At 35.1% G+C, this 26,890-nt stretch carries 29 protein-coding genes and 1 pseudogene; 15 read left to right on the top strand and 15 right to left on the bottom strand.

All coding sequences use genetic code 11. From position 1 onward, the window contains the following. Window positions 1–327: 327 nt before the first annotated feature. The 8 genes from VFM92_RS09020 to VFM92_RS08985 form a co-directional block, all read right to left on the bottom strand. Window positions 328–795 carry a hypothetical protein gene (locus tag VFM92_RS09020; protein ID WP_325121884.1) on the bottom strand — a complete coding sequence of 156 codons (468 nt, stop codon included), beginning with the start codon at window positions 793–795 and terminating at the stop codon, window positions 328–330. A 108-nt stretch (window positions 796–903) separates the two neighbouring features. Beyond that, on the bottom strand, window positions 904–1,254 hold the full coding sequence (locus VFM92_RS09015; RefSeq protein ID WP_325121883.1) for a hypothetical protein: 351 nt from the start codon (window positions 1,252–1,254) through the stop codon (window positions 904–906). A gap of 40 nt (window positions 1,255–1,294) precedes the next feature. Next, the gene (locus VFM92_RS09010; protein WP_325121882.1) at window positions 1,295–1,594 is read right to left on the bottom strand and encodes a YtxH domain-containing protein; all 300 of its coding nucleotides are present in this window, start codon (window positions 1,592–1,594) and stop codon (window positions 1,295–1,297) included. Window positions 1,595–1,669: 75 nt separating this feature from the next. Next, the gene (locus VFM92_RS09005) at window positions 1,670–1,825 is read right to left on the bottom strand and encodes a lmo0937 family membrane protein (RefSeq protein ID WP_325121881.1); all 156 of its coding nucleotides are present in this window, start codon (window positions 1,823–1,825) and stop codon (window positions 1,670–1,672) included. A 48-nt stretch (window positions 1,826–1,873) separates the two neighbouring features. Then, window positions 1,874–2,401 (bottom strand): ferritin-like domain-containing protein, encoded by a 528-nt coding sequence (locus VFM92_RS09000; RefSeq protein ID WP_325121880.1) that lies wholly within the window; start codon window positions 2,399–2,401, stop codon window positions 1,874–1,876. A gap of 26 nt (window positions 2,402–2,427) precedes the next feature. Beyond that, window positions 2,428–3,423, bottom strand: coding sequence for a manganese catalase family protein (locus VFM92_RS08995; RefSeq protein ID WP_325121879.1), 996 nt, complete (start codon window positions 3,421–3,423; stop codon window positions 2,428–2,430). 543 nt (window positions 3,424–3,966) lie between these two features. Next, complete coding sequence (locus VFM92_RS08990; RefSeq protein WP_325121878.1) at window positions 3,967–4,458, bottom strand: DUF305 domain-containing protein; 492 nt, start codon at window positions 4,456–4,458, stop codon at window positions 3,967–3,969. Between the two features lie 222 nt (window positions 4,459–4,680). Next, complete coding sequence (locus VFM92_RS08985) at window positions 4,681–5,772, bottom strand: sensor histidine kinase (RefSeq protein ID WP_325121877.1); 1,092 nt, start codon at window positions 5,770–5,772, stop codon at window positions 4,681–4,683. 317 nt (window positions 5,773–6,089) lie between these two features. On the opposite strand from VFM92_RS08985, the gene VFM92_RS08980 reads away from it, so the two are divergent. The 3 genes from VFM92_RS08980 to VFM92_RS08970 all read left to right on the top strand — a co-directional run bounded on the left by VFM92_RS08980 (window position 6,090) and on the right by VFM92_RS08970 (window position 9,867). After that, the gene (locus VFM92_RS08980) at window positions 6,090–6,830 is read left to right on the top strand and encodes an SDR family oxidoreductase (RefSeq protein ID WP_325121876.1); all 741 of its coding nucleotides are present in this window, start codon (window positions 6,090–6,092) and stop codon (window positions 6,828–6,830) included. A gap of 28 nt (window positions 6,831–6,858) precedes the next feature. After that, window positions 6,859–8,250, top strand: a complete 1,392-nt coding sequence (locus tag VFM92_RS08975; RefSeq protein WP_325121875.1) for an NAD-dependent succinate-semialdehyde dehydrogenase — start codon at window positions 6,859–6,861, stop codon at window positions 8,248–8,250. Between the two features lie 582 nt (window positions 8,251–8,832). Then, the gene (locus VFM92_RS08970; RefSeq protein ID WP_325121874.1) at window positions 8,833–9,867 is read left to right on the top strand and encodes a hypothetical protein; all 1,035 of its coding nucleotides are present in this window, start codon (window positions 8,833–8,835) and stop codon (window positions 9,865–9,867) included. Window positions 9,868–9,913: 46 nt separating this feature from the next. Here VFM92_RS08970 and VFM92_RS08965 read toward each other — a convergent pair whose 3' ends face one another. Next, entirely contained in the window at window positions 9,914–10,381 is a 468-nt protein-coding gene (locus VFM92_RS08965; protein ID WP_325121873.1) for an RES family NAD+ phosphorylase, read from the bottom strand. Next, the gene (parS, locus tag VFM92_RS08960) at window positions 10,381–10,878 is read right to left on the bottom strand and encodes a type II toxin-antitoxin system Xre/ParS family antitoxin (RefSeq protein ID WP_325121872.1); all 498 of its coding nucleotides are present in this window, start codon (window positions 10,876–10,878) and stop codon (window positions 10,381–10,383) included. Before parS ends, VFM92_RS08965 begins: the two co-directional genes overlap by 1 nt. 267 nt (window positions 10,879–11,145) lie before the next feature. Here parS and VFM92_RS08955 point away from each other — a divergent pair, with 267 nt between their 5' ends. Together VFM92_RS08955 and VFM92_RS08950 are read left to right on the top strand one after the other, a co-directional pair. Further along, complete coding sequence (locus tag VFM92_RS08955) at window positions 11,146–12,303, top strand: zinc-dependent alcohol dehydrogenase (RefSeq protein WP_325121871.1); 1,158 nt, start codon at window positions 11,146–11,148, stop codon at window positions 12,301–12,303. A gap of 11 nt (window positions 12,304–12,314) precedes the next feature. Further along, window positions 12,315–12,797: a hypothetical protein gene (locus VFM92_RS08950; protein ID WP_325121870.1), complete on the top strand. Its 483-nt coding sequence runs from the start codon at window positions 12,315–12,317 to the stop codon at window positions 12,795–12,797. Between the two features lie 8 nt (window positions 12,798–12,805). Here the strand turns inward: VFM92_RS08950 and VFM92_RS08945 are convergent, their stop codons facing one another. Both VFM92_RS08945 and VFM92_RS08940 read right to left on the bottom strand, forming a co-directional pair. Next, the gene (locus VFM92_RS08945; RefSeq protein ID WP_325121869.1) at window positions 12,806–12,973 is read right to left on the bottom strand and encodes a hypothetical protein; all 168 of its coding nucleotides are present in this window, start codon (window positions 12,971–12,973) and stop codon (window positions 12,806–12,808) included. After that, window positions 12,970–14,448, bottom strand: a complete 1,479-nt coding sequence (locus VFM92_RS08940) for an aminopeptidase P family protein (protein WP_325121868.1) — start codon at window positions 14,446–14,448, stop codon at window positions 12,970–12,972. The genes VFM92_RS08945 and VFM92_RS08940 overlap by 4 nt, the downstream gene beginning before the upstream one ends. A gap of 195 nt (window positions 14,449–14,643) precedes the next feature. Here VFM92_RS08940 and VFM92_RS08935 point away from each other — a divergent pair, with 195 nt between their 5' ends. From VFM92_RS08935 to VFM92_RS08905, 7 genes are all read left to right on the top strand, one after another. Continuing rightward, window positions 14,644–15,762 carry a cytochrome-c peroxidase gene (locus VFM92_RS08935; protein ID WP_325121867.1) on the top strand — a complete coding sequence of 373 codons (1,119 nt, stop codon included), beginning with the start codon at window positions 14,644–14,646 and terminating at the stop codon, window positions 15,760–15,762. Continuing rightward, window positions 15,749–16,465, top strand: coding sequence for an MbnP family protein (locus tag VFM92_RS08930; protein ID WP_325121866.1), 717 nt, complete (start codon window positions 15,749–15,751; stop codon window positions 16,463–16,465). The genes VFM92_RS08935 and VFM92_RS08930 overlap by 14 nt, the downstream gene beginning before the upstream one ends. A gap of 71 nt (window positions 16,466–16,536) precedes the next feature. Next, window positions 16,537–17,019: a hypothetical protein gene (locus tag VFM92_RS08925; RefSeq protein ID WP_325121865.1), complete on the top strand. Its 483-nt coding sequence runs from the start codon at window positions 16,537–16,539 to the stop codon at window positions 17,017–17,019. 179 nt (window positions 17,020–17,198) lie between these two features. After that, entirely contained in the window at window positions 17,199–19,880 is a 2,682-nt protein-coding gene (locus VFM92_RS08920) for a fasciclin domain-containing protein (RefSeq protein WP_325121864.1), read from the top strand. 75 nt (window positions 19,881–19,955) lie between these two features. Then, the gene (locus VFM92_RS08915) at window positions 19,956–20,963 is read left to right on the top strand and encodes a sensor histidine kinase (RefSeq protein WP_325121863.1); all 1,008 of its coding nucleotides are present in this window, start codon (window positions 19,956–19,958) and stop codon (window positions 20,961–20,963) included. Further along, a complete protein-coding gene (locus VFM92_RS08910) occupies window positions 20,960–21,730 on the top strand; it encodes a LytTR family DNA-binding domain-containing protein (RefSeq protein WP_325121862.1) in 771 nt (256 codons plus the stop codon). Before VFM92_RS08915 ends, VFM92_RS08910 begins: the two co-directional genes overlap by 4 nt. A gap of 15 nt (window positions 21,731–21,745) precedes the next feature. Next, a complete protein-coding gene (locus VFM92_RS08905) occupies window positions 21,746–22,102 on the top strand; it encodes a hypothetical protein (RefSeq protein WP_325121861.1) in 357 nt (118 codons plus the stop codon). Here VFM92_RS08905 and VFM92_RS08900 read toward each other — a convergent pair. Beyond that, window positions 22,099–22,335, bottom strand: coding sequence for a hypothetical protein (locus VFM92_RS08900; protein ID WP_325121860.1), 237 nt, complete (start codon window positions 22,333–22,335; stop codon window positions 22,099–22,101). The two genes, VFM92_RS08905 and VFM92_RS08900, sit on opposite strands and share 4 nt — an antisense overlap. Before the next feature lie 35 nt (window positions 22,336–22,370). On the opposite strand from VFM92_RS08900, the gene VFM92_RS08895 reads away from it, so the two are divergent. Continuing rightward, window positions 22,371–23,669, top strand: coding sequence for an MFS transporter (locus VFM92_RS08895; RefSeq protein ID WP_325121859.1), 1,299 nt, complete (start codon window positions 22,371–22,373; stop codon window positions 23,667–23,669). Between the two features lie 481 nt (window positions 23,670–24,150). Here VFM92_RS08895 and VFM92_RS08890 read toward each other — a convergent pair whose 3' ends face one another. Next, on the bottom strand, window positions 24,151–25,068 hold the full coding sequence (locus VFM92_RS08890) for a glutaminase (RefSeq protein ID WP_325121858.1): 918 nt from the start codon (window positions 25,066–25,068) through the stop codon (window positions 24,151–24,153). A 160-nt stretch (window positions 25,069–25,228) separates the two neighbouring features. Between VFM92_RS08890 and VFM92_RS08885 the strand changes: the two genes are divergently transcribed. Together VFM92_RS08885 and VFM92_RS08880 are read left to right on the top strand one after the other, a co-directional pair. Beyond that, on the top strand, window positions 25,229–26,350 hold the full coding sequence (locus VFM92_RS08885; RefSeq protein WP_325121857.1) for a DUF4221 family protein: 1,122 nt from the start codon (window positions 25,229–25,231) through the stop codon (window positions 26,348–26,350). Between the two features lie 214 nt (window positions 26,351–26,564). After that, window positions 26,565–26,687 (top strand): DUF7218 family protein, encoded by a 123-nt coding sequence (locus tag VFM92_RS08880; protein WP_325121856.1) that lies wholly within the window; start codon window positions 26,565–26,567, stop codon window positions 26,685–26,687. Here VFM92_RS08880 and VFM92_RS08875 read toward each other — a convergent pair. After that, window positions 26,667–26,890, bottom strand: a pseudogene (locus VFM92_RS08875) (IS1634 family transposase); the annotation flags it as partial. The gene VFM92_RS08880 and the pseudogene VFM92_RS08875 overlap by 21 nt on opposite strands.

Below are 26,890 nucleotides of genomic sequence, written 5' to 3'. Positions count from 1 at the left end.
TTGATAATTCTTTCTTCCTTGCATGGCAAAATATAGCAAATAAAATAGACTTATACAACTGATAGTCAGATGTTTATATAGTATATATATATATATACTAAGTCTAAATTACACTACATTTGAGTTGTGCAACAGCCACATACGCTAGAATTATGCTGATACAAGTTAAAAAAGCAATTTGAATTCGAGGGAAGTCAAAAATTCTAATCCACCATTCATCAGAATTAATCATAGGAAGGCCCGTGGCAATGAGGACAATCACAATTAGGATTAAGGTAAAAGTTCGCATTAATCTTAATTTGATTTGAATAGTCTTTTTTATGAAATTCAATTTTTGAAAACTTTTTTATCGTAATTTAATCCTGGTACATCAGAATTATGGTTTGGGTTCGTATTGAGATTTTTGTGAGCAGTTTTTGAATGCTTTCTTCGGTTCCAGTAATAGCTCAGTATGTTTCTTACTGTAGTTTTTGCACCTGTAGCATGTTTCGTAACAAAATTGGCGGTAGCAAATTGCAAAACTGTTCCCAAAATATTTTTTGTTGGATTAAGTGAGGTTCCGACTAAGAGTTTTTTGGTAATAATTCCTGTTCCTATTCCGATTGCATTTCCTAAAAGATTCTTTCTTATTTCGGAGGAAGCAGTCACTTCCTTTACGGTACTTTTAATCAGGTTGATGGGTTTTAAACTATCGAATGTGGAATGAAACTGAGTAGTAAGAGCCTTCAATTCTCTAGCACGTTTTTCTTCTAATTCACGAATGGCATGATTTAACTCATCTGTTTCATTTTTCATCTGATTGGTATTTACATTTTGTACTGGGAATCTTTTAGCTTGTAGTGGTCATTTCTTCACCTCGCAATCCTTTTGATTTAAGGGTGATATTATAGATATTTCACGCCTTTATTCTTTTTTCTTTTGTATTTGTTTAATTAATGAATTGCTGATGGGCTTTTTTACTAATTCGTCTCGGAAAATATGTAGTGGAATTGCCACTAAAGCATAAAAGCCGCCCATTACAAAGAAACCATAGAATGATTCCCCCAATTGTTTGCCAATCCATAAAGCCAAACCAATATTTAAGATTAAAAGCGACAATGCAACTATAATAAAAATTGCAAAGATAGAAACGAAGGATGAAGCCATATCAGTCGATTTGCTAATGGCGGTTAGCTTAAAAAATTCGATAGATGTTTTACTATAGTCTTCAGCCTTCTTCAAAAGTGTTTCTATAGGAGTTGCATTGTCGTCCATAATCAGTGAGTTTAAATGTTAAATACTAATGAAAGGGAAATTAATATCCTGAATGTTCAACATCGGAAGCTGTATTTTTAGCATCTTTTTTGAACGTATCGAATTTATTTTTTCCTTTATTTGCCATTGCATCCGCATCTTTCTTCGTTGTTTCAATTTTTTTAGAAACGGTGTCAGAAAATTCATCAAACTTTGTTTTCAGTTCGTCTAAATAATCATCGCTTTTATCTTTGATTTGTTTGCGGGTTGTAGATCCTTTTTCGGGTGCTAATAATATACCTACTATAGTACCAGCTGCAAGTCCTACTAATGTTCCGAATACTGCTTTTCCTTTGCTCATAATTGATTTTGTTTATGCCTCCACAGCTACCGGTTGGCTGGCCCAGGATGCGGTTTAATTGGTTCTTATTTATTATTAAATTGATTTATTCCCTGAGAAAACTTTCACCATGATAGAAATTAATGCTATTACGAGCAGTAGATGAATAATTGCCCCGAAGCTGTAGACAAAAAAGCCTATCGCCCAAACGATTATCATGACTATTGCTACTATATAAAGAATGTACCTCATGATGTCAGGTTATAATTTTAAGGTTGATAATTTTATGATTGGATTGCATCAATCCTCTTCAACGGCCGCTTCAAGGTTAATTGACTCAGCAATTTCAGATAGATGTCCATCAGCCTCTTTTTCCTCTTCAAGGGTCGCTTCAAGTAGTGATACAGCTTCTGATAAACCTAAAATTTCAGCAAACTGGCGAAGGGTTCCGTAGGTAGCAATTTCATAATGCTCTACCTTTTGTCCCGCTGAAATAATTCCAGCATCACACATTGCGCCTTCATCACACGATTCCATAATTTCATCAGCCTCTTTAATTAAGCCTTCCATCGCATCACATTTTTTTGCCGTTGCTTTTTTATCCAGTATTTCAAAAACTTTTTCCACTCTGGTTACTTGGTTTTCAGTTTCTTCCAGGTGACTTTTTAGCGCATCAATCAAATCTTGTGATGTAGCATTATTTATCATCTTTGGAATTGCTTTTATGAGTGCTTTCTCAGCCCAATAAATATCTTTCAATTGATCTTCAAATAATTTCATCAGTTGGGATGATTTTAAAGAAGAATCTGACGTTTTTTGATTTTGCATTTTCTTTTAATTTAATGGTTCAAATTTTATTTGTTATTAAGGTTGCTTAACACTGTTTCAGATTCAGAATTGCCTTCGAATTCATCTTTTTTGACCGACCAACTCATGTGGCCATTGTCTGGTTGTGTTGCTTTATCTACCTGTGCTTTACGCTCGGCACTTAAAGCTTTATTATCTTTTTGAACTGAATCTTCAGTTCTTTTGGTACCCTTAATTTCTTCATCGAGCAAGCCATTCGTTTTTCGAACATGCTCTAACGGGTTATCAATAACTTGCCATTCTTCACCCATTTCTGGACTTTTTCCTTGGTTCCATGGTCCTTTGCTATCTCCGCCTTTTGACATATTGAAATATTTGTTGCTATAGCGTGGATCACTTTGCAAAATACCTGGAGGAAAGTTTGGTTGTATGTCATCAAGGGCTGCTTGAAACATTTGAAAATGTGCCACTTCTCTGGTCATTAAATAGCGCAATGACTCTTTTACTAAAGGGTCATCTGTGTATTTTAATAGGTTTTCATAAACCATTTTAGCACTGGTTTCTGCTCCTACATTTAGTCGAAGATCAGCAGTTAAATCGCCCATTCCCATAATATAAGAAGCACTCCATGGATTGCCTACACTGTCAGTTAGAGTCGGAGTTCCACCACTAACTAAAAAGAATTGAGGATTAGTCATGGCTTCATGGATATAATCTTCCTTCGCGGCTTTACCATCTAACATTTTAGTTAAATCAGATTCATCAGCTGCATTTTTAAGTTCACCGTTTACTCCTGTCAAAAGCATTTGAACAGTAGCGCCTACTATTTCAAGATGACTAAACTCTTCAGTAGCGATGTCCATTAACATATCATATTTGTCAGGAGCAGCTTTTCTGCAGCCAAACGCCTGTACAAAATATTGCATAGCCGCTTTAAGTTCTCCATTTGGTCCACCAAATTGTTCTAAAAGAAGCTTGGCGAAACGAACATCAGGTTGGCTAACCCTTGCATTAAATTGTAATTCTTTAACATGATGAAACATAGCTGTATAATTTAAAGGTTTGGGTAACACGAAAAATGTTTATTACCCGTGTTTTATTATTCAAATTTATGTTCTTAAAAGTGTAAAATGTTACATCATTATTATGGAGATTTATATGATTCCCACATTCTTTTTTTAACATAAAAAGATAGGCGTTTATTGATGTTAAGATGTATTTGAATCAGCTTGCAATAAGAATCCTAATCTTGCAATAAGTATCCTAATTAAAGGTAGAAATGTTAAAATCTTTTAATAACTGTTTTATTAGACTATAGGAGTTGGTAAGTATTTTGTAAATGGGAGAGATGAATAGTTTATTAAATACACTTTAATTTTTTGATAGATCAAATATAAAATTTAAATAAATTATATGAGGTAATTTGAATGCTGATTAATTATTGAATATACGCTATAAACTGACATTAAAAAAGAGTGTTATTAATCTCGATAATATTAAATGATAATAAACTAATATGATTTTCTTTTCGGATGGTTTATACTTTTTATATCGAGCTAGTGTGGATTACAATTTTACTAAGTCCATTAATTTTCTGATTGCAATTTTTTTATTAATGACTGCATTTCTGCAATTTCCTGCTTCTGCGCTTTTATGATTTCATCTGCTAATTTTCTTACTTCAGGATCTTCTATTTCTGCTCTTTTACTTGTGAGTATGGCGATGGAATGATGGGGAATCATAGCTTTCATATACAAAACATCATCGATTGGTGTCTGCGTTCTTGCTAAAGTTAAGGCACTAATAAATAGTATAATACTTCCCAGAATAATGGCAATATTTTTCTTTTTATCCTGGTACATTTTCAGCATAAATCCCAACATAATGAGTGCCATAGGTGATATCCCTAAGCAGGCCATGTAGACACGGGTTAGGTTGAAGTACACATGGTCAATTTCATAGGTATTGAAATACATAGTAATGTACATAGCTATAAAGGAGCATAGCAACATTAGCAAAAATTTTATATAAGGACTTTTACTTTCTTGGCTTTTTGTCATTTCTTGATAATTTTCCATTTCATTTTTTTTAGTTGATAAGATGTTCTGTTTAAATGGCAGGCTGGACACTGTGGGAAAATAAGATCTACCGATCAGGCTATAACAATATTTCCAGTCATTTTTAAAATCTATCCATGAAGGAAAATAATATTCATTTCTAGAAGGGATATTTCAAATAACGTGATTATATCTATAAATAAAGTCAAGGTTCTTTGTTTGCAATATATTTCTGATATAATTTCAGCTGTGCTTTAGATAAATATTAAACGTTGTGAATTTCCCTACCTCGCTTTCTACTTCTATTTTCCCACCTTGATTAGTGACCATTTTGTTGATGATAAATAAACCTAACCCTGTACCTTCAATGTGCTGGGTCAATCGAGTAAATTTTGAAAATATTTCTTTTTTCCTTTCAGAATCAATCCCAATGCCATGATCTTTTACTGATAATAGGGTAAACTCTCCGGATTCTTCCGTTTTTATGAAAATTTCAGGAGTGGTGTCAGGTTTCGAAAATTTTATGGCATTAAACAGTAAGTTGTAGAGTATACTTCTTAGATGTTTTTTAGAAAACAAGATTTCGGCAACTTCAATATTAGTGGTAATCTTAGCATGCGATTTATATATTTGATTCTTCAAGGTAAATTTCACGTCTTCCAAAATCTTTTCAATACTAACGGTATCTGATTTATCAAGAGTATCGGTGCCTATTTTGGTAATATGAGTAAGTTCATTTACAATATCTTGTAAATTATATGCTGATTTCTCAATTTTTTGTAAGTAGTCGCTTATTTCATCTTTATTCTCCTTTTTAAAAGAGTGTTTTAATAGGTCGACCAAGGAAATTAGATTCACTAGTGGACCTTTAAAGTCATGAGCAACAGAGTAAATAAATGTTTCATGATCGGCATTTATCCTTTCAATATTTTGTTTATCTCTGATTCGGTCAGTAATGTCGATAAAGGTAATCACCACTCCATTCGTCACATTTCCTTTTTTAATAATGTAAGGGAGAATATTCATCTGAAACGATCGATTGTCTGATGTCCTAATTTCATCCTCTACGTCATTATTGGTGACCATCACTTCCTTTATAATATCGACTAACCTATCGATTTTTGATAAGGCTGGAATTTCATAAATGGATTTCCCTAGGTCTTCTTCCTCCAGCATAAAGTGTGCATTTGCTGGTGGACTGAATTTTCTTAGAATCAAATTAGCATCAATAAATAGCTGGGGGATTATTGTATTTCTAAAATAATTTTCGAGTTCTTCGTTTAGCTCAATCAGTTTTTTGATGTTCTTTTCCTCTACTTCTTTAACCTTATCCATATAGCTGTTTTTTTACTGAATATTTTAATGCTTATCCCATATTCGTGATAAGCGTCTTAAATTATCAAATTTAAAACCCATTTATAGTTTAAATCTTACATATTATTTTTTAAATATTATATAATTCACATCTTTCGAATTTGTATGCAAAGCTGTTATTTTTAGAGTTCATTAGCTCTTTAGTTTTCTTTCTCCTACTTATAGTACATGAGATTTATACAAACTTTCACAAAATCTGTGTAAGACCTAGAGTTTTTGGTATCAATAACTTTGTAAACATGCTTAATGCATATTTGAAACTTAAAAAATAAGAAAAGATGGACTTAAATAATAAAGTAGTACTTATAACAGGAGCTTCCAGCGGTATAGGAAAAGCAACAGCAATGAAGTTAGCCGAAGAAGGTGCGTCAGTAGTTTTATGCGCCAGGAGTGAAGATATATTACTAGAATTAAAAGATAATATTGAAAAAGGTGGTGGAAAGGCATTGGTCGTAAAAACAGATGTTACCAAACCTGAGGATTTTAAAAAAGCTGTTTCTCAAGCTTTGGATGAATTTGGTTCAATTGATGTCTTAATTAACAATGCGGGATTGATGCCCCTATCATATGTTGAAAAACTGAAAACTGATGAATGGGAGAAGATGGTAGATGTCAATATTAAAGGTGTACTTAATGGAGTAGCTGCGGTATTACCCACTATGCAAAAGAATAAAAGTGGTCATATTATCAATATTTCATCTTCTGCAGCTCATAATTACTTTCCTGGTGGCGCGGTTTATTGCGCTACAAAGGCAGCGGTTAAAATGTTTTCTGAAGGATTAAGAAAAGAGTTGGCACCAGAGTATGGTATTAATGTGACTTCTATAGAGCCTGGTGCAGTGGACACCAGTTTGTTTGAGTCTATTACTGATGATGACATTAAGGAAAAACTAAAGGGAATGAAGGAAATGACTAAAATGGAAGCAGAAGATATCGCCAATTCCATTTTTTATGCTTTAAATCAGCCAGAACGAGTAAATATCAACGATGTATATCTGATGCCAACAGAGCAAGGATAAGAAATAAGAACCTTAAAACATATATAAAATGAGCGAAGTAGGAACCAAAGAAGCGATTGAGACTGTCAACCCCGCTACGGGCAAGAGTCTTCATCACTTTGAACACATGACTAATCAGGAGGTTACAGAGGCCATTTCAAAATGCCATGAAGCCTTCAAAATATGGAGGGAAGTCTCTCCTGAAGATCGAGCAGAAGCAATAAAAGGCATTGGAAAAGCTTTGGTGAATTCCAAGGAGGAGTTGGCGCAATTGATGACCAATGAAATGGGAAAAACTTTAGTGCAAAGTAGGCAAGAAGTAGATTTATGCGCTGCCATCTGTCAATATACTGCGGAAAGAGGGCCAAATGACTTAAAAACTGAAGATCGGGATATGGTCAGCGGGAAAAAAGGTCGAGTTTCCTATGCACCCATTGGTGTGGTGTATGGCATCCAGCCATGGAATTATCCGAGTTATCAAGTGGTGCGATATTCTATTGCCAGCCTGATGGTTGGTAATGCGGTACTATTAAAGCATGCTTCTAATGTAACCGGCACTGGTAAGTTGCTGGAAAAAATCTATAGTGAAGCTGGTATTCCAGAGGGTTTGTTTACAACCCTAGTGATTAGTCACGATCAGTCTGATGAAGTGATTAAAAATAAATTAGTAAGAGGAGTTACACTGACAGGAAGTCCTGATGCAGGAAGAAATATTGGACAGAAAGCTACCGCTGAACTGAAAAAGACGGTCTTAGAATTGGGTAGTAATGATGCTTATCTGGTTTTTGAAGATGCGGATATTGACAAAGCGGTGAAAGCATGCGTAAAAGGTCGGATTTACAATAATGGCGAAACCTGTATTGCTGCAAAACGATTTATCGTTACTGAAAAAGTGTATGATGAATTCCGCGAGAAATTCGTGAAAGCTATGAGTGAAGTAAAAATGGGAGACCCCAATGATGAAAGCACCGAGTTGGGTCCTATGGCTCGAGAAGATTTGCGCGATGATTTACATGAACAAGTATTGAATAGTGTAGAAAATGGGGCAGAAATAGCTTGTGGAGGAAAAATACCGGATGGTGAAGGATTTTTCTACCCAGCAACCGTTTTGGAAAATGTACAGTCAGGGCAACCTGCTTACGATGATGAACTTTTTGGGCCTGTAGCTGCATTAATCAAAGCGAAAGATAACGAAGACGCCATGCGAATTGCAAATGACAGCCGCTTTGGTCTGGGTGGTGGAATTTTCTCTAAGGATGAAGATGCTGCCATCGAAATGGCAGAGAAGCACTTTGATACCGGAATGGTGTTTATTAATTCTTTTGGCCTTGCCGATCCTGCTATGCCTTTCGGTGGAGTGAAAGATTCGGGCTATGGTCGAGAACATGGCGGTTTCGGATTAAGAGAATTCGTTAATATTAAAGCAGTTATGAAAAGATAAGTAGCTTTCATGAAAGCTTTATAATCAAGAGGCTATCTCAAAAAATACGTCAATCACCATAAGGTTTGATTTATGAATTCTGAGATAGTCTCTTTTTTTGATAAAATTCTGTCTTATTTTAAATCAGATGAAATTTGTCTTTTTCATAGAAAGTCCAAATCAGATCATGAAATTGAGAATATGATTTTTTGCTGTAAGTATCGGGTGGGGGTAAACAAAAGCAGTACCAAAACTGCAGCTCGTGAAATTTACTTTCTCCAGATTTAAGTTCGGTAAAATCGATATTGGGCTGAAAATAGCCATTTTGTAATTAAAACCATTTCTTTTCAAAACTGATTTCCCTATTGATAATGGAAAGTTAACATATTAAGTCACTGTCTTGACTCCAGTTTAAGTGTGCTTAATTTTACGGAATAATCTGCTGTGAAAGTGTGATTTTTACAAGAATATCATACAAATGTATAACATATACCCGTCTCGTAAAGCGGATATTTGAGGTGAACAGCAAATCAGGTTAAAACTGGTTTTGCAAAAAAAAAATATCGAAAGCATCAATCTTAAGAATCAACAAAACCAAGAATTATGAAAAATACGAACAGTTTAAATTATAGTAACAAATTGGCACCAAGAGGTATTTCATGGAAGGCTATTTTCGCAGGAACAGTTGCGACATTATCAGGAATGCTGATATTAAATTTGATAGGATTAGGAATTGGATTATTCAGTGTAGAACCAACAGAAGAGAACAATCCCATGAATGGACTAGGATTAGGAGCTATTATATGGTGGGTTGTCAGTAATTTGATAGTCCTCTTTATTGGAGGTTTTGTGGCAGCTCGTGTGGGTATTTCTTTTAAAAATGTTGGCGGTGTTATTCATGGAATCATGACATGGGCAGTCTATGCTTTACTCTCAGCATGGCTGGTTACATCCGCAGTAGGTAGCATTATTTCTGGGGTTGGCAATGCCGTGGGAGGAGTCCTTTCAACCACTGGTGAGACACTAAAAGAACAGTTAGGTCCGGTTGTTAAGGAGCAGTTCAAAGGGTTAGAAATTTCTATGGATGATGCTAAAGATAAATTTTATGCGCTATTGGAAGATACGGGTAAAAAAGAACTTGATCCTGAAAACTTAGAAGATAAAGTTGAAAAAACGGCTTCCAATGCAAAAGAAGAGGTGCAAGAGAATAGTAATCGGGCTGGAGGTTCCAATATTGATATTGAAGAGATTTTCAGCCAAAGTAAAAATAGATTTGAACAATCGTTTGAAGCATTAGACAAACAAGCGTTGACCAATGTGTTAGTCGAGCGCACAGATATGACCGAAAGCGAAGCAAAACAAACTGTTGATAACACGCTGGCTGAATTTGAAACCGCCCGAAGAGAATTTGAAGAATTTTTAAAAGAAGCCGAAGAAAAATCAAGAGTGAAAGCTGAAAAAGTATCAGAGGCAGTAGCGCAGGCGTCTTTATATATGGGTATTGCGCTTATACTAGGTTTAATAAGTTCTGCCTTGGGAGGATTTTTAGGAGTAAAAGATTTGCGTGAAGATTATACCAGAGATGAATACCATGAAGATGATGTGGAAACAGACATCAATCATCGGAATATGAGATAATAAATGTTGAGGAATTAGAACAAGAAGGTTTATACCGTTTCTTGTTCTATTTTTTTAATCTGTCATCGAATTTCATTGGTGTTTGACTCACAATTCTAATCTTTTTAGCCTCTGGATGTAGTGGGTTAATTAGGTAATTGTACTCTTGAGGAACAATACAACTGGGTACTTTAAGAATTGCGGCTTCATTATTTTGCACGAAGTCGTCACCGATTATTTGAGTTACAAGCAATGGAGGTTTCGAATCCCATTTTTCTGGTAAATCAGCTAATTCTACTTCCAGAGCAGAGATGTCATCTGGTATTTCAATTTCAATAAAATATCTATCATTGGGTAAATCTTCACTTATGTCTAAATGTACCGAAACTTCTAAAATTGCCAATGCTCTTGTTTCAGCTGTGTAAACTAGTCTTGTGTCTTCGCTGTTCCATCTGAAACCCTTGGACTTTGAAGCTCCAAGTCCAGTTAATGTCGATTTCAGATACTTTTTTCTTTCAGTCCGATAGATTCTCATTAGGCAAAATTTCCGTGTTCTATCCTGGTTAAGCAAAACTTCACCTCGTTTATACCGCTTATCGTATCAAGAAATTTTATTGGAGCGGTTCCACCTAATGAGATATTTGGCTTATTTAGCCACCTTTGAAATTTTTCTTCTTCGTTGTTAAAAATTTCGATACCAAAATCAACTAATTCAGAAATGCTTAGCACGAGCTCACTATCTCTACTGTCCAAAAGAGAATGATTTCCTTTTTTCTTATTATAGGTTGTTTGAGGAACACCAACTATATTTAAAACTACTTTAACAGGGTGGTTAATTTTTTTACTGATAAATTCCAATGATCCATAAGGGATGCCTGCTCGGATAACTTCAACTCTTTCCAATCGATTTGACCAAATGAAAGTTTTGCCATCAGCTTTTAGAGTCCATTTTCGAATGCTTTTTTTTCTCAACTGGGCTTTCTCAATACTGCTTTTGGTATTAAAAGTCGTTGTTTTCAGTGAATTATTCATTATAGTGATTTTGCTGTAAAGATACAATCAAATTGTTGTAACTGCAATTGCTTGAATTTCTTCATTTTCCAAAATTTTTAGTCCAGCATTAACTACCTCGCTTACGTATATCTATCTTCTAGTATTAATAAGATGTAATAATTATCACAAAAAACAAACTTTATCAGTTAAATAACAACTGATGATGATTAGGAACGTAATAATTCACATAGCTATAATGTACTTTTTCTAGCTTTATTTAACTATCAACTTTTTAATACTACCATTATGCTTGCAACAAATTATAGAGGGCCACGAAGAATCCGTGTCGACAACGATATCCCCATCCCAGAAATCCAACATCCACAAGATGCTATTATCAAAGTAACTCGATCCTGTATTTGCGGTTCTGATCTTCATCTATATAATGGAAATGTACCAGATACAAGAATAGGGAGCATTTTCGGACATGAATTTGTTGGAATTGTGGCCGAAATTGGTGCTGATGTTACCGAAATTAAACTGGGAGATCATGTAATTGTCCCCTTCAATATTTCCTGTGGGGAATGTATTTACTGTCAGCAGGAATTATATTCTTGTTGTCATGAATCTAATCCACAATCTACGTCAGTGAGTGGGATTTTTGGATATTCGCATCTTGCTGGCGGCCATCATGGCGGTCAGGCTGAATATGTGAGAGTTCCTTATGCCAATGTTGGTCCTATGGTAATTCCGAATAATATGGATTTGGATGATGCCGTATTGCTTACTGATATAGTACCGACTGGATATCAAGCCGCTGAAATGGGCGGAATTCAAAAAGGCGATACCGTAGTCGTTTTCGGTGCCGGACCTGTAGGAATTATGGCTGCTAAATCAGCTTGGCTTTTCGGTGCTGGCCGTGTAATTGTCATTGACAAAGAGGAATACCGTTTAGATTTTGTCAAGAAATATGCAAACTGTGAAGTCTATAATTTTCTCTCTTTGGAAGATCCGGTTAAATTTATCAAACAAACTACCGATTGGGTGGGGGCGGATGTGTGTATAGATGCAGTAGGCGCAGAAGCCGCTGGCGATGCACTGCAAACCATTACAGGTAGAAAATTACTGCTACATGCTGGGTCTGCTACCGCATTACAATGGGCAATAAATTCGGTAAAAAAAGGAGGAATTGTTTCAGTGGTGGGCGTATACGGGCCTACAGGAAACCTCATCCCGATTGGTAATGTGGTCAATAAGGGAATTACCATTAGAGCTGGACAAGCCTCTGTAAAAAGATTGCTCCCCAGATTAATCAAGCATGTACAAGACGGAATTATTAATCCAAAAGAATTAATCACTCACAGAATTCCACTTGAAGAGGCCGCTGATGCTTATAGAATGTTTTCCGATAAACTGGATAATATCATTAAACCAGTATTGATTCCACCTACTATCACACTTTAATTCAAAAGATTATGAAAAATATAAATAATGATTATTCGCACATTAAAGGTTGGGGTGTAGATGCAGATACCAAAAATGATCCGACTTATCCAATTCAAAACCGGAAAAATGGTCCTTTGAAATATGAAAGGAAAGACCAAAAGCTGCAAGACGTAAATCAGGAAGTATTATATTCTAATGAAAGACCGTATGTAAGTGCTGTATTTGGTTTGGGGCCAGAACCCTCAGGATTGAACGGTAAGTTGAGGCGTTATGCATTCCAACATGGAGAAAATGAATACAGTCATTGGCTACCGCTTTTATTGGCGGATAGAGTAAATGCAATTGAAGGAATAGTAGAAGATATTAAAAATGGTAAATTACCTAATATTATTGCTGAAAAAGGATGGCCTGCACAGTGGAAGCACGATAAAGTAGGCTTGATGAAAAAGCTGGCCATATATGCTGGTATTACTGCAGGAACATATTTTCTACTGACCAGAAATAAGAAATAATTTCTACTTTATTCAGTAGTATTAATATTATTCAATTGGTTCTTTTGGTCCAAACGGATGCTTGACTTATGCATATCCTTTATGGTGGCAAGTTGTAAGCATTCGATTGTACCTTTAACTAATATGTCTGCCATAACTGAAGTAGCATAAGCATCAGTTTTTTCTTTTAGTATCATTTCTCTTCCAAGGCAGGCAAGTTAAATTGTCCAAAAGCACTTTTTTCTTTCATCAATTCTTCTATTTCATGGCTTTTCCTTGGAGCATCATCTGAAAGCAGTTCAATACCATCTTTGGTAATGAGGTAATCATCTTCAATTCTTACTGGAATGTTCCACCATTTTTTATCACAAGGGCTTCCTTCTGGAATATAAATGCCAGGCTCTATGGTAATGACCATGTTTTCTTCCAGCAGTTCGTATTCACCTAAATCATGCACATCAAGTCCGATATGATGGCAACAGCCATGCGGATAATAGCGATGTCTTCCAGTCGCTGGGTCTATCAAATCCTCAGCGTTTAAGCTTTTAACAACACCCAAATCCAGCAAACCTTTGTTGATGATGTTCAGGGTAGTATCATACAAATCGGAAAAAGGAACACCAGGCTTTGCGATAGACATGGCGGCTTCTTGTGCTTCATAGACCAAATCATAAATAGCTTTTTGCTCTTTGGTGAATTTTCCATTTACAGGAATCGTTCGTGTTACATCAGCTGTATAGCCATGATATTCGGCTCCTAAATCCATTAAAATCAGCTCTCCATCTTCAATTTCAGGTTTGTAGTTTTCAATATAATGCAATACGCAACCGTTATGGCCAGCACCCACTATGCTCGGATAGCCTTCATATTCGGCTTTATATTTTTTGTAGATGAATTCATGCATGCCTTGCACTTCCAGTTCGGACATGCCTGGCTCCATGGCACGCATCACTTCTGCTTGACCTAAAGCCGAAATTTTTACAGCTTTTCGCAATAAATCAAGCTCTTCCTCGGTTTTGATTCCACGCATCGGACGCAATAATTCATCTAAAAGCGTTGTGTTTAAGTTATTCTTTTGGGGTTCAGGCGTAATGTCCAATTTATTTTCATCAGGATAATTTACTTTTTGTTTAAATTGACTAATTAAATCATACAGATCGCCTTCCTCCGATGTTTCTCTAACATCATCTTCAAAATCATAAAACAGCACTTGGTCAAACTTAGAAAAATCGATAGGGAAATTTTTGAATTCTGGTGTTTCAAACGCGACTTCAAGTTTTAAATCATCAACAGCTTGAGAAGGACTAATTCTACCTCCGTCATAAAGTTCAGCAAGTGCATTTCTACCTCTTACAAATACAACTTCATCAAAAGTAGAACCTTTAATAGATTGCTTTTCCGAGAAAATCATCAAGAGTGCATGGGGCTGTCGATGACCAGTCAGATAATAAAAATTAGGGTCTTGATGATATTTGAAATTCACGTCATTGGCGCGGTTGCGAATAGGATTGGAAAAGAAAACGGCTACCGAATTTTCGGGCATCTTCTCTCTAAGTATAGCTCTTCTTTCTTGGTGAAAGTCACTTGAAAGGAAATCCTGGGGCTTTTGAATTTGCCCAAAGATAGAAATAGAAAGGAGCGTGAGCAATATTGAAAAATAGATGGTTTTCATAAATTACATTTTTAGAAAATTAGGGAATTTTTATGTTTTTCAGAATCGTTATTATACCAATGGTTTTCAAAACATTCAAACATCCAAATATCCAATTAATTTATATCATTTAAGATATAAACTTTTTAGCATATAAATTACGTTTGAAGATATTGATTGATAATTTGAAATTTAAAGTATTATTTAGCTTTTACAATGCAACATAGGATTTTACCTTTCGTGTTATTTTTATTGGCTTTTGGCAGCTGCAGACCGTCACCTGAAGAGATAGAACCTGAAATCGATTTTGAATTGTCGCCTCCTGCTTATTTTGGCAGTTTCAATGAACGTATTCCAGAGGATAATCCCATAACAAGCAAGGGATTTGAACTTGGTAGAATGCTTTTTTATGAAAAAAAGTTATCTGGAGACAATAGCATGTCTTGCGGAAGTTGCCATGAACAAAACAAAGCATTTACTGATGGAAAAGCCTTTAGTACTGGTATAAATGGACAAAATGGAGAAGTGAGCAGTATGTCTCTTGTTAATCTGCTTTGGGCGGAAAAATTCACCTGGAATGGAAAGGTGCAGTCTGTGGAGGAGCAGTCCATTGAGCCTATCCGAAATCCTATTGAATTGCATGAGAATTTTGAAGATGCAATTAAAAAGTTAGAAGAGGCGGGCTACGAAAGATTATTTCAGGAAGCATTCGAAACAACTAAAATTACTGAGGATTTAATAGCTAAGGCATTAGCCCAATTTCAAAGAGCATTGATTTCATCTAATTCAAAATACGACCAATATTTAAGGGGAGAATACGAACCAACTTCGTCAGAAAAAAGAGGGGAGCAGTTATTTTTCACGCATCCTATTCCCGGACAGCTAAGAGGTGGAAATTGTGGAGATTGTCATTTAGGACCACTCACCTCAGGGGCGATTGATGATTTTCAAGGATTTCATAATAATGGTTTAGACAGCGATGAAAATATGGACGAAGGCCTGATGTCAGTGACCGGCAACTCAGCTGATAAAGGCCGATTTAAAACACCAAGTTTGAGGAATATAGCCCTCACGGCTCCTTATATGCATGATGGCAGATTTCAATCATTGGAGGAAGTGATAGAGCATTATGATAATGGAATCCACCAAAGTAGTACATTAGACATTTTAATTATTGAAGGAAGCAATGAGAACCAGGCTGCTGGTGATAGACCACAACTTTTCTTAACTGATCAAGAAAAGGAAGATATTTTGGCATTCTTACACATGCTGACTGACCAAGTATTTATTAATAATCCTAAATTCTCTAATCCATATGAAAATGAAAATAACTAATTATTCATTTTTTGCTTTAGCTCTTTTATTTTTTGCTTGTCAGGATGATATGCCAAAAACCACTAACCTCCAACTAGAGTTTGCGCATAAAGCCGGGATAGAGGATTTTGAGTATGGAAGAATGTATGAAAATATAGCAGGGAATAGATTTTCTTTAAGATTATGGAGGACGTATATAAGTGATGTAAAATTACTGAAATCTGATGGTGAAATTTATTCAGTCCCAAATAGCTATCATTTAATAGAGCCACAGAATTTAAATAGATTCACTTTGAATCTGAGCGATATTCCAACAGGAACTTATGAATCCATTCAGTATTATATAGGAGTTACTGATGAAGAAAATTTATCAGGACAGCTTGTGGGAGATTTAGATCCGTCCAATAATATGGCTTGGAATTGGACTACTGGCTATAAATTTATCAGAATGGATGGAGAGTTTGAAGATAATGAGGGAAATAGGAGAGGAGTTGTGGTTCATATCGGTACTAATGAAAATTTAAAACTACAATCATTTACATTTCAAAATCCGCTCATCTTAGGTCAATCAGAGGGTCATATTTTATTTGAGCTCGATTTATTAGAAGCTTTTAAAAGTCCTCATACCATTGATTTTGAGGTTTTAAATGATTTTCAATTTAATAATGAAGCTGATTTAATAGGGGAGAATTATGCAAATGGTTTTATTAAATTGATAAAATAAAATAATAAAGCCACAAACTAAAACATACCTGATCTACATAGGTTAAAGTAGAATACGTAAATAATAAAACTATGAATCCATTTAAAAGAATTCTTTTATTCTTGCCAGTCTTACTAATCGCTTTCTCTTGTGAGGATGATATGGAAGATGTAATGAATAATGACGGTAATCAAGATGATAACGGTGTAAACATCGTAGAAATGACAGTTGGAAACTCTGGTGCCTCCGCTTATTTCGTAAGTGAAATTAATGGAAATGAAGAAGTTACTTCATTAAATGAGGATAACAGTACTTGGGCATTGACTGTGGGAACTCGTTATGAGTTAAATGTGACTGGTGCCAGTGCACATCCTTTTGCTCTTAGAGATACAAATAATGAAATTTTGTTAAGTATGAATTCTACGGACGGAAGTTTTGAAGGAAATGCTGATGTTAATTTTCAAATAAGTGGCTCTAATTTCAGCTTTACGCTTACGCAAGAATTAGCAGATGCATTAGATAATTATGTTTGCACCATCCATTTAGGAATGTCAGGTAGCATAACTACTAATTAAATTTAATAGAAAAGCTGTAGCGTTAAATCTCCAATCATTATATACTATGGTTGGAGATTTTTTTATGCAGTTCATCCGGTGAGACACACAGTTCATCCCAATATAACTACGGTTCATACCTCTGTTTAGCTCCCTTATCTATCATTATTGTTATTACATCAAACAAAAAATGAACTACTATGAAAAATTTATGGAGATTACTTTTATTAATACCCCTGACGTTTATCGCATTTTCCTGCGATGAGGATACGGATGATGAGACTATGGAGCCAGCTCCTAATTTAGTTATTGCTGCAGAAGATGCTGGTTTAACTACCTTATTAGATGCAATAGGTGCAGTAGATGGTTTAGAAACAGCTTTATTAGCGGAGGATGAAATTACAGTTTTCGCTCCAACTAATCAGGCATTTTCTGCTGCATTGACTGCATTTGGAGCTTCAAATTTAACTGAGTTAGTGGAAGCTATTGGAGGAGTCGGAAATCTTGAATTAGTTTTAGGTTTTCATGTTGTACCAGCTGTAGCATTTGCTGAAGATTTAGCTGATGGAGAAAACACCTTTACTACATTAGCTGGACAAGAATTAACGGTAACTTCATCAGCTAGTGGTGTAACTGTTACAGACTTTGAAGGAAATGTTTCTAACGTTGTTACCGCAGATGTTGCAATTGAAAATGGAGTTGTACATGTAATTGATGGTGTGTTACTACCAGAATTGCCGGCAGAACCCTTACCTAACTTAGTTGAAGCTGCCACAGCTGCAGAATTAAATATACTTTTACAAGCTGTCGGTGAGGTAGATGGATTAGGTCAAACATTATTAGATGCAGAAGCAATTACGGTATTTGCCCCAACTGATGCTGCGTTTGGTGCTGCTTTAGAAGCATTCGATGCCACAAATTTAGAAGAATTAGTGGAAGCTATTGGAGGAGTTGGAAATCTCGAATTAGTTTTAGGTTTTCATGTAGTACCAGCTGTAGCTTTTGCTGAAGATTTAGTGGATGGAGAAAATACTTTTAATACATTAGCTGGTCAAGAAATAACTGTAACTGCATCTGCGGATGGTGTGACTGTTACTGACTTTAATGGTAATGTTTCAAATGTAATAACTGCAGATGTCGCAATCGAAAATGGAGTTGTGCATGTTATTGATGGTGTTTTATTACCTGAATTGCCTGAGCCAGCATTACCTAATTTGGTAGAAGCAGCAACAGAAGCAGGTTTAACAACTTTATTAGAGGCAGTTGGTGCTGTCGATGGTTTAGCTGATGACTTATTAGCAGCAGAAGCAATCACTGTATTTGCCCCAACTAACGCAGCTTTCGGTGTAGTTTTAGAAGCCTACGGTGTGGATAATTTAGGTGATTTAGTAACAGAATTAGGTGGTGTAGATAAACTAAATGAAGTATTAGGATATCATGTGGTAGCGAGTGCTGCTTTATCAACTGATTTGACCGATGGTCAAACATTAACTACCCTTAATGGTCAAGAATTAACTGTTACTATTAATGCTGATGGAGTTTTTATTAATGATGTTCAAGTTACAACCGCTGATGTAGAAATCTCCAATGGTGTAGTACATGTTGTAGACGGAGTTTTAGTACCAACATTAGAATATCCGAATGTGGTAGAAGCAGCGCAGGCAGCAGGTTTAACTACTTTGATTGATGCCGTAACTGCAGCAGATCTAGGTGCTACTTTAACTGGTGCTGAAGCAATAACTGTTTTTGCTCCAACGAATGCTGCTTTTGAATCATTACTTGCACAATATGGAGCTGCAGATTTAACTGAATTAATCGCGAAATTAGGTGCTGAAACAGTATCAACTGTATTACAATTTCATGTAGTGTCATCAGTAGCTTTTTCTCATGATTTAACTGACGGAATGACTGTAACCACTTTAGCTGGAGAAGACTTAACTATAAATTTAGATGGAGAAGCGGTGACTGTTACTGATGTTGACGGTTCTGTATACAATGTAACTACAGCTGATGTTAAAATTGATAATGGTGTGGTGCACGTAATCGATGGAGTATTACTTCCATTAGATCGTCCTACTTTAGTAGAGGCTGCTACCACAGCTAATTTAACTACTTTATTAGATGCAGTAGGTGCCGTGGATGGGTTAGCAGCTGATTTGTTAGCAGCAGAAGCAATCACTGTATTTGCGCCAACTAATGATGCATTTGCAGCAGCATTAACTGCATTTAACGCAGCTAATTTAACTGAATTGATAGAAGCAATCGGTGGGGTTGATAATCTTGCTACTGTTTTAGGTTTCCATGTCGTACCATCGGTAGCTTACGCGGCAGATTTAGCTGAAGGAGCTCAAACGCTAACAACACTTTCCGGGCAGGATTTAACTGTAACTAGAACAGGAGCGTCAGTTACAGTAACTGATACTGAAGGAAATACTTTCAGTGTTACCACGGCTGATGTTGCTATCGAAAATGGTGTGGTGCATGTAATTGACGGTGTATTATTACCACAGCTACAAGCCACTGTTAATATTACTGTGGGTAATTCTGGTGCTACAGCTTATTTCGTATCAGAAGTAACTGGAGCAGATAATATCACCACTTTAAACGAAAATAACAGCACTTGGAATTTAACAGTAGGTACTAGATATGTACTAACCGTAACAGGTGCTACTGCTCATCCTTTTGCTTTAAGAAATGCTGCTAATGAGTATTTGTTAAGTCAAGATTCTAACGGTGGAACATTCCAAGATAATGCTGATGTAAATGTTGTGGTTGATGGAAACACTATTAGCTTTACATTGACACAAGAACTTGCTGCGGCAGTTGATAATTATGTATGTACTATTCATGGTTCAATGTCAGGTTCCATAACAGTACAATAATATTGTATGAATAATTGATTGTAATTTAAAGGTAGGAAAGAAGATTTTCCTACCTTTTTCTTTTAAGTTCAATTCATGTTTCAACACAGATATAAATTCTTATGGATTGCCTTTTTGGCAACATATTCTTTCCTCAATATTATTGTGTTGGAAGGAGATAGGTTATTTCAAGCAGGTCTGCCTTATAATTATCTTTTCTGGACAATTCTCTGTCTGTCTTTTTCGGTATGGATGTCAAATTGGCTGATAAGTAAATTCCTGATTCAGCATTTCAAAAAAATCCATCCATTGATCAAGCAATTTGGATCGAGCGTGATTTTCACTTTTCTCATTAGTTTGCTTTCGGTTGAAATTACAGATTTGCTGATAGGAGACCCATTTACCTATACCCGCCAGAATTTCCTATTGACTTTTGCCTTTACCTTTCGAATCAATCTTTTTCTTAATACTATAAATGCAATCTTCTTTTTTAATAGAAAATATAAGGAGAAGGAGTTGGAAGCAGAAAAATTAAAAAACATCAATATTGGAAGTCAATACGAAAGGCTCAACCATCAATTGAATCCTCATTTTTTGTTTAATAATCTCAATGCTTTATCCACATTAATGCATGATGATGTTGAAAAAGCAGATATATTTTTACATAAATTATCGGCTATTTACCGTTACATATCCAAAAATGTTAATGAGGAATTAGTGAGCCTCGAAAAAGAATTAAATTTCTTAAATGATTACATTTCACTACTTGAAATCCGGTTTAAAAATTCTTTATTAATCGAAATTTCACTGGATAAAGAATTATCTAAATTATTTATACCACCAGTTGTGCTACAGCTTTTGATAGAAAATGTAGTGAAACATAATTTTTTTACTGAAGAAAAGCCTGTGAAGGTTAAAATTGAAAACAACGGAAAATATCTGAAAATCATCAATTCAATTCAGCCTAAAACGCAAGATGTTGATTCGATGGGGATTGGCTTACAAAACATTTCGGAGCGTTACAGGTTTTTGGGAGAAACCATAAAAATAACCGAAACCGAAAAGCATTTTGAAGTCATTATTCCCTTAATCGAAATAAGATGAAGCTATTAATTTTTGAAGATGAGCCCTTAGCGCAACAAAGAGTTATACAAATTATTAGAAAAAAAAGGCCTGATTGGGAAATTACTGGTACGGCACAAAGTATAGAAGAAGCTAAAACGATCATTAAAAAGAATACTGATATCGATTTAATTATCTGCGATATTCATTTGGCAGATGGTGATTGCTTTAAAATATTTGAAAATCAAAATCTACAAATCCCTATTATTTTCCTAACAGCCTATGACCAACATGCTTTGGAATCTTTCAATCATTATTGCATCGATTATGTGTTGAAGCCTTTGCAGGAATCCCGCTTAATCAAAGCATTTGAAAAATATGAGCAATTATGTACCGGTGAAAAATCAGCTGAGGTTGATCCTAACTTGATTAAAGCTGTAATGGATAAAATCACACATAAAGCTTATAAACATCGATTTTTGACAAAAGTGGGTAATAAAATGATATTTAAAGATATTCATGAAATTGCCTATTTTTATGCTGAAGATAAGATTGTATATCTCAAAGAAATCGGTACATCAAAAAAGTTTATTGTTAATTTTAGTTTGGATGATTTAGAGAAAAATGTACTTGATCCTGCTCAATTTTATCGCATAAATCGCTCTATAATTGTTAACTTAGAAGCGTTAATTGAAATGAAATCATATCATAATGGCAGACTAAAATTAATTGTTAAATCAACTGACGATTTAGATTTAATTGTAGCCAGAGAACGAGTAGGACAGTTTAAAGATTGGTTAAATCAATAAATTATTAAAGTGTTTATGAAGCAATTTTTTATTTTTAGTGTTTTAGTTTTGTTTTTTCTTAATTCCACAGTTGCTCAGGAATACAGCAAACAGGAATTAGATTCTATTAAGAAAGAAATTTTTACGATTAAAAATGATGTAAATCAAATTCAATTGCAATTATCTGATGCGAAAAAGACGCTAAAAGCAGGAATATTTGTAGCTACATTAGGTTATACAGTTACCATAATCGGAGGACAATTATTAGGAACCAATCCGCAATTAGGCGAGGCTTTACTTTATACAGGTGGTGCAATCGGGATAGGGGGCACCATCGTTTTAGTCAATGGTTTTAATAAGATAAGCCTAAAGAAACCTATAGTTGGGAATTAGCCCAGAGCTATTTCACCCCAATCACGGTGCATATCGTCAAAACGTTTCATTACTTTTTTAATGAAATCTTCAGAGATTAGACTTTTTAATTCTTCCACATTCGCGACCTCGTATTCATCAATCTTAAAAGTTTGTTCATATAACCCTAATTCGAATTTCACAAGATATTTTTCATTCCATTGGAACAAACTGATTTTGCAGAAATTATTGGGAAGCTCACCTATTACTCTCATTTTGTATTTTTTTCAAAGTTAAGTCTTAAATTATTATGCCTGAATTAAAAGAACGCTTTTATGATTTTTTAACAGAGGAAGATGAACCTCGAGCATGTAAAGCTATTCCTGAAGATGCTTGCACTGATGTTCCCAAAAATTTCACGCTTAATATTGCAAATGGCACCTTAACCAAGTTTGCAGAAAAAATTATTAGCCCGAATCTTACCCTGGCCTGGATAATGGATTTTTTTGGAGCCTCTTCCACCATGATTGGTGCTTTGGTTCCCATCAAAGATGCAGGTTCTTTATTGCCTCAATTAGCGGTTTCGGGTAAAATTCGATCCTTTTCAATTCGTAAATACTTTTGGGCTGTAAGTGCTTTGGTTCAGGCATTTGCCTGGCTTGCAGCTGCAGGACATATTTTATTCGGTAATGAAGAGACCATTCCAGTTGTGCTATTAATCTTGTTGACAGTGTTCAGTTTGGCAAGTGGGGTTGCCTCCGTAGCGTACAAAGATGTAATAGGGAAAACGATTCCCAAAAATACCCGAGGTCAGATGCTAAGCTATCGTTCTACTTTTGGCGGGATATTGAGTTTGATTGCAGGAGTCGTATTGGTGTTTTTTATACAAGAAGAGGCCGATAAATCGATTTATGGATTTTTATTTCTATTTGCTGCTGCATTATGGTTTATAGCAGCTCTACTGTTCTTTATGATAAAAGAAGAGAAAGGAGCAACCGATGGCGGGAGAAACCCTTTGCAAGAAGTTAAAGCTGGTATAAAACTCATTACGGACGAGAAAAATTTTAGGAATTTCCTTTTTACAAGAGCTTTATTAATGGCGGTTCCGCTCCTCCAGCCTTTTTATGTTTTGGTAGCCAAAGATATCGGGAATCCCGATTGGAGTTTGCTAGGTTATTTGATAATTGTCAATGGTTTAGCAAATGTTCTGAGCAGTCCATTTTGGGGTAAAATGGCAGACCAATCGGCTACTCGTTTGATGCGAATTTCTTCTTTCATAGCTATTGGTGGAGGTGCTTTTGCTTTATTGTTTTATTTTGCTGCAGATTGGAACTTAGGTTTTTTTGCATTTCTTCCCGTCTTTTTTATTAATGGAATTGCCTATAGCGGAGCCAGATTAAGCCGAAAAACTTATTTAGTAGATTATGCTCCTGAGGATGACAGACCTACTTATGTTTCCGTTGCCAATACTTTTATTGGTTTATTTACGCTTGTTGCAGCTGGTTTTGGTATAATAGCGCAGGTTTTTGGCCTGCCAGCACAGATCATATTCTTTATGAGTTTATTGGCATTAGCTATTGTGTTGAGTTTTAGGTTGAAGAGCGTTTGAGTTCTAGTTGTAGGGCAATAACATGAGTTCTATTTTAAATTCCTGCCAAACAGGCATAAAACGTTATCTCGGAAATTTTCTTTTTATTTTTTCAAAAAAAGAAAAATATCCGAGATCTCAATTTGGCAATTTTCGTGAGATACCGGGTAAAATAAGACTTTTGAAAAATTAAGTCTTATTTTTCCGGTATGACGGTAGTTCTATTAATCGAACTCAGGTTAATAAGGTCGCCCATAATGGGCTTGGGTTGCATTTTGTTTTTTAGTTACTATAAGGTCATGCCTACGGCATTTTAGAACAATTTGCGCCATGGTCGGTATAATGGAGCACCGACCATTTGCAATATTTTAGATTTAATGGTCCTTTGTGTTCTCAGGGAAGTTCTTTGAGAAACTCAGTGGTTAAACTTTTATAGCCTTTGACTGTCCTTTTGTTTTCTTTTTAATCTATTGTGGTTAATTTATATTGTGGTTATATTTTTTTAGAAAATAGACATCTCAGTATGGGTAGTAAATAACTCCAGTGCATGCATACCTTTAGCAGAATTACCCTTTTCATTGAGTTTTGGACTCCAAACAGCAATGCTGAATTCTCCGGGTAGCACAGCAGCAATTCCACCGCCTACACCACTTTTTCCGGGTAAGCCTACTAGGAAAGCAAATTCACCTGATTCATCATAGAAACCACAGGTCAGCATAAGTGCATTAATCCTTTTGATTTGGTTGGGTTCCAGAAATAATGTGCCGTCAGGAGCAGATTTACCATGTTGGGCAAATAACTGAAAACACCAGGCTAATTCGACACAGCTCATATCGATGGAACAGGTGTAAAAATAGAAATCTAATACATCTTCTGGCTTATTGTGAATGTTTTTAAAGCTTTTAATAAAGTTCGCCATGGCTACATTTCTATAGCCCATGCTTTTCTCGGATTTAAAGACTTCTTCATTATAATGAATTTTATCAGTGCCTTGTAAGTCATGAATGAATTGTAAATATTCTGCTTTTGGGTTTTCTAATTCTGAAAGAAGAATATCACAAATCACGATAGCACCTGAATTTATAAATGGATTTCTTGGAATTCCAGCTTCATGTTCCAGTTGAATCAAAGAATTAAATGGGTCGCCAGAAGGTTCGACATCAACTCTATCCCAAACTTTCTTACCGATGCATTGAATCGCCATACTTAGCGTAAAGACTTTGGAGATACTTTGGATTGAAAATCGCTCGTTATAATCTCCAGCATTATAGATTTCACCGTTAACAAATTGTAGTGAGACTCCAAATTTATGAGGATCAATCTTAGCTAATTCTGGTATATAGGTAGCTACTTTACCAGGATGTTCCACCGAGTTTACAGTATGTAAAATATCATCGAGTATTCTGTTATAGTCTTCCAAATTAATGTTTTTGCTTTCTACTTCTTACGGGAGGAATGATGATGGGATACGGAAAAGTAAATATATGATTTATACCAAAGTTTAAAGAATGAGTTTTTCATCAATTATTTTTATAATAACTTTTAATTGCTTAGTTTTAATTAAGTGTAAAGTTTAATATATGTCAACAGCAAAATTCATTTTAGGCTATACGGTAATTATAATGATTTTTACAGTGGCTTGTAATGAAAAAACGATTCAGGAATTAGATTACTCAGCTACTCCCTATCCTATTAAAACAGGATATGATGGAACAAATTTTTATTTTAATTACACAATTCAAAATACCGACACCGGTGAATTTATCTATTATTATGACAATATGATGAAGCGCATATCAATTGTTGATTTCGAAAATAGAGAAATAATTGACCATATCCCATTAAATGATGATAAATATGACATTAGAGGAGTTGCGGAAATTATATTTTCAGATACTTCTATGATTCTAAGGAATATAAACAAGTTTTACTGGGTCAATAAGGAAGGAAGAGTAAATGAATACATGGATACTAAAATATTTGGCAATGTGGAATTTCACAACAATACACCATTTAAGGCTAGCTATAGAACTTCTTTTCAGCAGTATGTAGCCGGTTCAGGAGAAATGATTTATTTTCTTGCCTTCCCATCAAATTATGATCAAGCATTTTTTGAAACCCCCATTATTTCTAAAATTTTCTTTAAAGATGAGAAAGTTGTTCATTCCAAAGAACCGAATCCCGCATTAAACTATAAGGAAGATGAAGAAACTTTTGGATTTGCGTCCAGGCCTTTTATTTTTAATATTCATGACGAGGTGTATGTTACTTTTCCGTTTACTCCTGATATATATATATATGATTTCGAAACTTTAGATTTAAAGCGTAAAATAAAATTATCAGATTACAATGAACTAACCAATAATAAGCCTATCACTATTGCAAAATTTAACGAATTATATGAAAGCAATGCGGACAGTCCTTTAGATAGAGAGTCATATCACCACAACTTATTCTATGATCCTTTTAGGGAATTATTTTACAGACCGGTGGCCAGAGAACTTCTGGAACATGAAGAGGAAATCGATTATAAATTATGGTTACTAGTTTTTGATAAAGAACTTAATTTAACTGGAAAATTAGATTTAAAGGATGATTTCTCTCCATTTTTGTATATCAGCAAAAAAGGATTATTCATAAGGAAGAAAAAACAACAAGAAAACAGAATAGACCTCCATAGACTTGATTTTGCACTCCCTTAATTCAAATAATGACTCAGACCTTTGCTGATTGTTTCTAAAAAAGGGAATTTCTGCTTCAATTTCTAAATGGGAATTTCAATATTCTAAGCCTAGTGAAAGGAGAGATTAGTAACCAAAATGACCTTAGAAGATTATTTAAAATTAGATTCAGAACTATAGTTAAGTAACATTTCAAATTTTAATCGGTTATTATAATTGATTAAAAATTAATGAAATGGCTAAAAAAAATAACATACCCCAAGTCAAAAATGAAGAGCAATACGAAGCTTTAAGAGATAAAGGCATGAGCAAAGAAAAATCTCCTGACTTCCGCATTTTAACACCCAAAATTAAATAGCTCAGCTAAATACTTTTGTTCTTGGGTTAAGAGGAGAGTCTTCTTAATTCTTTTACCACTAGCAGGCATTATAGCCTGTATTTCAAATATATTTTCAGCTATCTCTATAGCTGTATTCGGGCTGATAGTTGCTTTTTTCTGCATCAATTGCCTTTCCAGTTCTTTATAAACCTTATATGCAACAAACGAGATACAAATGTGGG

It is taken from the genome of Marivirga sp. (genome assembly GCF_035704835.1).
Classification (GTDB): Bacteria; Bacteroidota; Bacteroidia; order Cytophagales; family Cyclobacteriaceae; genus Marivirga.
This window is presented reverse-complemented; position numbering and strand designations above follow the sequence as displayed.